Source organism: Alterirhizorhabdus solaris (assembly GCF_007785815.1).
GTDB lineage: Bacteria > Pseudomonadota > Alphaproteobacteria > Sphingomonadales > Sphingomonadaceae > Alterirhizorhabdus > Alterirhizorhabdus solaris.
The window spans coordinates 1-4,574 of sequence record NZ_VNIM01000166.1; the positions used below are offsets into that span (position 1 = coordinate 1).

The 4,574-nt window shown below is 63.4% G+C and carries 6 protein-coding genes; 5 read left to right on the forward strand and 1 reads right to left on the reverse strand.

Going from position 1 to position 4,574, the window contains the following annotated elements; all coding sequences use genetic code 11:
• Positions 1 to 90 precede the first annotated feature (90 nt).
• On the reverse strand, positions 91 to 660 hold the full coding sequence (locus FOY91_RS20650) for an outer membrane protein (RefSeq protein WP_145155873.1): 570 nt from the start codon (positions 658 to 660) through the stop codon (positions 91 to 93).
• Positions 661 to 952: 292 nt separating this feature from the next.
• Between FOY91_RS20650 and FOY91_RS20655 the strand changes: the two genes are divergently transcribed.
• The 5 genes from FOY91_RS20655 to FOY91_RS20675 all read left to right on the forward strand — a co-directional run bounded on the left by FOY91_RS20655 (position 953) and on the right by FOY91_RS20675 (position 4,187).
• A complete protein-coding gene (locus tag FOY91_RS20655) occupies positions 953 to 1,324 on the forward strand; it encodes a thermonuclease family protein (RefSeq protein ID WP_145155875.1) in 372 nt (123 codons plus the stop codon).
• Positions 1,325 to 1,378: 54 nt separating this feature from the next.
• On the forward strand, positions 1,379 to 1,600 hold the full coding sequence (locus FOY91_RS20660) for a hypothetical protein (protein WP_145155876.1): 222 nt from the start codon (positions 1,379 to 1,381) through the stop codon (positions 1,598 to 1,600).
• A gap of 7 nt (positions 1,601 to 1,607) precedes the next feature.
• A complete protein-coding gene (locus FOY91_RS20665; RefSeq protein ID WP_275266054.1) occupies positions 1,608 to 2,186 on the forward strand; it encodes an SOS response-associated peptidase in 579 nt (192 codons plus the stop codon).
• Positions 2,183 to 2,446 carry a hypothetical protein gene (locus tag FOY91_RS20670; protein WP_145155880.1) on the forward strand — a complete coding sequence of 88 codons (264 nt, stop codon included), beginning with the start codon at positions 2,183 to 2,185 and terminating at the stop codon, positions 2,444 to 2,446. The genes FOY91_RS20665 and FOY91_RS20670 overlap by 4 nt, the downstream gene beginning before the upstream one ends.
• Before the next feature lie 478 nt (positions 2,447 to 2,924).
• The gene (locus FOY91_RS20675; protein ID WP_162527299.1) at positions 2,925 to 4,187 is read left to right on the forward strand and encodes a glycosyltransferase family 2 protein; all 1,263 of its coding nucleotides are present in this window, start codon (positions 2,925 to 2,927) and stop codon (positions 4,185 to 4,187) included.
• The last annotated feature ends 387 nt before the right edge of the window (positions 4,188 to 4,574 follow it).

Here is a 4,574-nt window from a genome sequence, read left to right on the forward strand (position 1 = left end):
ATTGGGGGGTAGGCGGCGGGGGTGGGGCGGTTTACAGCCGATCCCTCACCGCCGATAGCGGGACCAGCCGAAGCCGATCCCGCCCGGTAATCAGAAGTTGATGCCGACGCCGCCGAGCACCTGATGGCGGCTGAAATCGCCCTCATAGTTCGAGTAGCGGTACTCGCCCTTCACGAACAGGTTCTCGGACAGCGGGAACTGTGCCCCGGCACCCACGCGCCAGCCGTCACCGTTTGCGCTCTCAGAGTCTCGCGTGCCGGCCAAGGTGTACGAAACCTTCAGGCGAGCATTGGTGTACGCGCCAAGGGCGTAGATCTTGGCCCCGCCTGCCAGCGTCGTGCCGATGCGACCACCAACGCTGAGATCGCGGCCGGTCTTGACGCAGGCCCGGTCACCCACGGTGAAGACGCTGCTCTCGCAGTACTTGGCGCTGCTGTCTTCGACATTGGCGTCGAGGCCGACGAAAACGTTCGTGCCGAGCGGAACATCAACTCCTCCGCCGATGCCGTACAGGACGCCATCTTTGTGGTCGCCAAGAGCCTGCACGCGGTCCCACCCGCCGTGCGCCTCAAGTCGAAACGTCGGGTGGCCTGCGTCCTGAGCGAGAGCAGGCGACGCAATACCAGCGGCCAAAACGGCTGCTGCGATAACACTCTTCATATATTCCCCCAGAATGGAACGTGGACTTATGCTTTTCACGACCCGGCGCGGGGCCTATCGAGGGAGGACTGATCGCGCAACCGGGCTAGTCGTGCCACCGTGGTCGTGTTGTATTTATGCTACATGGGCGAAAACCGGCTCGCTCACCGCCGCACCTTCAGCCAATCGAGCGCCAGCTCGCTCTTCCAGGCCGGCCCTGGCATGATTGAATCAGGGCCGAGGCCGGCGGATACTGGCAGCCGATCTACCGGCGGTTCGCAGAGAGGGCGCTGACGACGATGGAGCGCGGGCGATGATCCTAGCACTGCTGGCTGCTGCGGCCTTCACCTGCGCCAACCCGGTGGCCGGCGACGGCGATGGCCTGCGATGCGGTTCCAGGAAGGTGCGCATCGCCGGCATCGATGCGCCCGAGCTACACGGGTGTCGCGGCCGGCCGGGGCGGCGGTGCGTCGCCGGTGACGGTCAAGGGGCCAAGCGGAAAATGGCGGCGCTTGTCGCGGGCCAGCGCCTCCGCTGCACGCCGGTCAGTCGCAGCTACGATCGCGTCGTCGCGCAGTGCCGGCTGCCCGACGGCCGGGATCTGTCGTGTGCCGCGATCGGCGCGGGGATCGCGCGGCGGTGGGCCAGCTACGATCGCAGCGGGCGGCTACGGGCGTGCGGATAGCAATCTGCATCCGGGTGTTATGGTCGGGTCGGCCGAATCACAGGAGTTGAGACCTTGGCGAACATTCTGGAGCTGCTGCAGCGCGAACTCGATGTCGCCGCCACCGAGGGCACTCAGCCGGTGTCATGGGAACTGAGCACGGAGGCGCTGGCCTCACTCAAGGCTGCCGAGCATGAGAAAGGCGAAACGACCGAGGGGCATACCGCGCTCGGGCTTCCCGTGATCGAGAGCGACGTCCCGGGCTTCGCCATCCTGCTAAACACCAAGCCGAGCTAACCAGCCGGTGTGCAACCGCTACCGCATGACCGCCAGCCAGGCCGAGGTCGCCGCGCGCTACGGCATTGCGCTCCCGTATCCCGATGACCTGACCATCCCGCCGCCCGAATTGTTCCCGAAGCGCCCGGCCTACGTGATCCGCGACGAGGCGGGCCAGCGCGCCCTCGACGTGATGGCGTGGGGCTTCCCGTCACCGGCCGCCGGCAGCGCGCCGGTGACGAACGTCCGCAACCTCGCCTCGCCGTTCTGGCGATCAGCGCTGGCGACCCCCACCCGCCGCTGCCTCGTGCCGTTCACCGCCTTCAGCGAGTATGGGCCGGGCGAGAAGGGCAAGCTGCCGCTGTTCTGGTTCGACGTGCCAAGCCAGCCGATCGTATCGTTCGCCGGCATCTGGCGCCCCACCGAGGCCGGGCCGGTCTTCGCGCTCCTGACGATCGAGCCGAACGCAATCGTGGCGCCGGTGCATCCGAAAGCGATGCCGGTGCTGCTGCACGCCGAGGATGAGGCCGCTTGGCTGACGGCGGGATGGGAAGAGGCGCAGCGGTTGGTGGCGCCGTTCCCGACGCAGCTGATGCGGGTCGAATGAGCACGCCAGGCATTCTGCTGTTGGCGGCGGCGGCATTCGTCGCCCCCAGCAGCCGGCTGATCACCGATGAACTGGCGGACGGGCATGACTACGCCACCGCCTCATTATGCCTTTACGCTATGCAAAGCGGCGATAGCGTTGATGCTCTCGCGGATTCTTCCGACCGCCATCGTCTGAGCCGGGCACAAAGGCAAAAGCTGAACCGCGACTGCTCGATCGTAGCATGGGTCTTGATCCAGCGAGATCGGCAAAGGCGATAGAGGTGACCACCTCCGTCAGGCTCGCCTGCGCTACATCAGGGAGGCGACCATATTTCAGCGGGACCGATCAACCGATCCTCGCCGTGGCGGGCCTCTGACAGCAGATCGGAGACGTGCCTGCTTCGCGATGGCCGAGCCGCCTACCCTCGCGGCGATCTGTTCAACAAGCGGTGCGGATAATGTATGCTCGGGCGGGCTATCAAAGCGAGAGCAACAGCAAAGCGGTCCGACCGACGGCGAGCAACACGCGCGCATGATGGATAGGACGGGCTACTGGCTAAAGCTGGCCACGTATTGCCTCACGTTAAGGGATTAGGGGCTCCCTGCTGGATAATTGCCTTTCGCGCTATCGACTCGCGTCGGTACTTTCCAGCAAAAACAGCGCTTTGCTGAATGACCTGAGCCGAATCGACACAATACACCTACCCAAGCGCGCCGGCCGCTTATATGCGAACGGCTCCGCATGAAGGAGACGGACGTGGAAGCGCTTTACGGCGGACTGATCGAAGAGGCCCAAGCTCTTCGCCAGAAGCACGCCTACCTTCAGATCGCCGATCTTATCCGAGGTCGACGTCCGGATGCTACTGTCGTAGAGCGGATACTCGACGACGCCTGCCTCTCCGCAATTAGCGATTCGCGCCAGGGGCTCCTCCATCTTGCTGCGCTTGCTGACGACGATGGCGGGCAAACTCCAAAGGTCAGCCAACTTTTCGCCATGCTTCGTCCTGCTCTGGCGGACCGACTGGAGGAGGCTAACGCCGCCGCAGCGGAAGTGGACGGCTCCTCGCTGCGGGCATCAATGCTGCTCGGCCTTCGCCTTGCCTTGGCCGCAAATTCGCTGCCCCGCGCTGCCGTATTCGCTCGCCTGATGGCGAACGGGCACGACAAGGGTGTGCGTAGCCACCCTGACATATTGCCTGTCCTCAATCGGGCGGATGCCAAGCCGACGAAGGTAGCGACTTTCCACCGGATAGCCATCTGCGCTTCCCTGAAGAACGAGTCGGATTATCTGGAGGAATGGGTCCGTTATCACGCTGCGATTGGCGTCGATCATTTCTACCTGTACAATAATGCGTCGACCGACGAGACGGCGGATATCATCGCCCGGCTCTCCACAGAATTCTCGATCACCACACATATGATCGAGAAGCAGCCCGGCCAGACGATCGCGATGGACCATTTCCTCGAGACACACCGTGATGAAACGGACTGGGTCTGCTTCATCGACGGCGATGAATTTATCAATCTCGAGACCGCGACCAGTATCGCCGAGGTGATCGACGGTTTTCCGGATGCGGCAGCAGTGGCGTGCAGCTGGATGAACTTCGGCTCCAATGGCCACGTTGAGACCCCGGCGGGACCGTGCGTGGAAGCCTTCACCCGCCGCGCCGCCTCCCGCAACGCACACGTCAAAACGATCGCGCGGCCGGACCGAATTCTGCGCATGGCCAACCCGCACCATTATGTCGTCCTTGGTCCCACGGTAAAGGGAGACGGTACCCCTGCGATGATCCTTCAAGGCAAGATTAACCCCCCGGCGACGGACCTCATCCGGATCAATCATTATATCGTGAAGTCGCGCGCCCAGTGGGAGATGAAGAAAAGCCGTGGTCGACCGCTGCCGGACGATCATGCCGCCAAGCTGCGCTCCGAAAGCTATTTCACCGAATATGATCGCAACGAGATCGAAGATATCGACATCCTGCGTCTTGCCCGGCCGGTCTATGCCGGGCGCAGGTAGGCCGCTTCAAATCCCTAGCCACCTGACCCGGCCTACCCGTGACGGCACCGCAAAGGCGGTCGATTACCCTAGTATCTCTTGATGTCTCGCGAAGCGCTGGACCAATTCGTAGTGCGTTCAGCTCAGGTATCCATCTTGGCCAAGGCCTCAGCCTTGAGTGTGGACAGGCGTCGACACGGGACCCGTCATTTGTTAGATTGCGTTTGAGAAGGATTCCCAAAGCGGCTTTGGCGTGATTCATAGGGCGTCGGACCCACGAAGCGAGCCGATGCCCGATGCCGAAGAGGAAGCCGCAAGCGAGGCGGCGCTACGACACTGACCTGACGGACATCCAGTGGGAGTTGATTGCGCCCTTGATCCCGGATGCGCGGGCTGGCGGCCGACCCC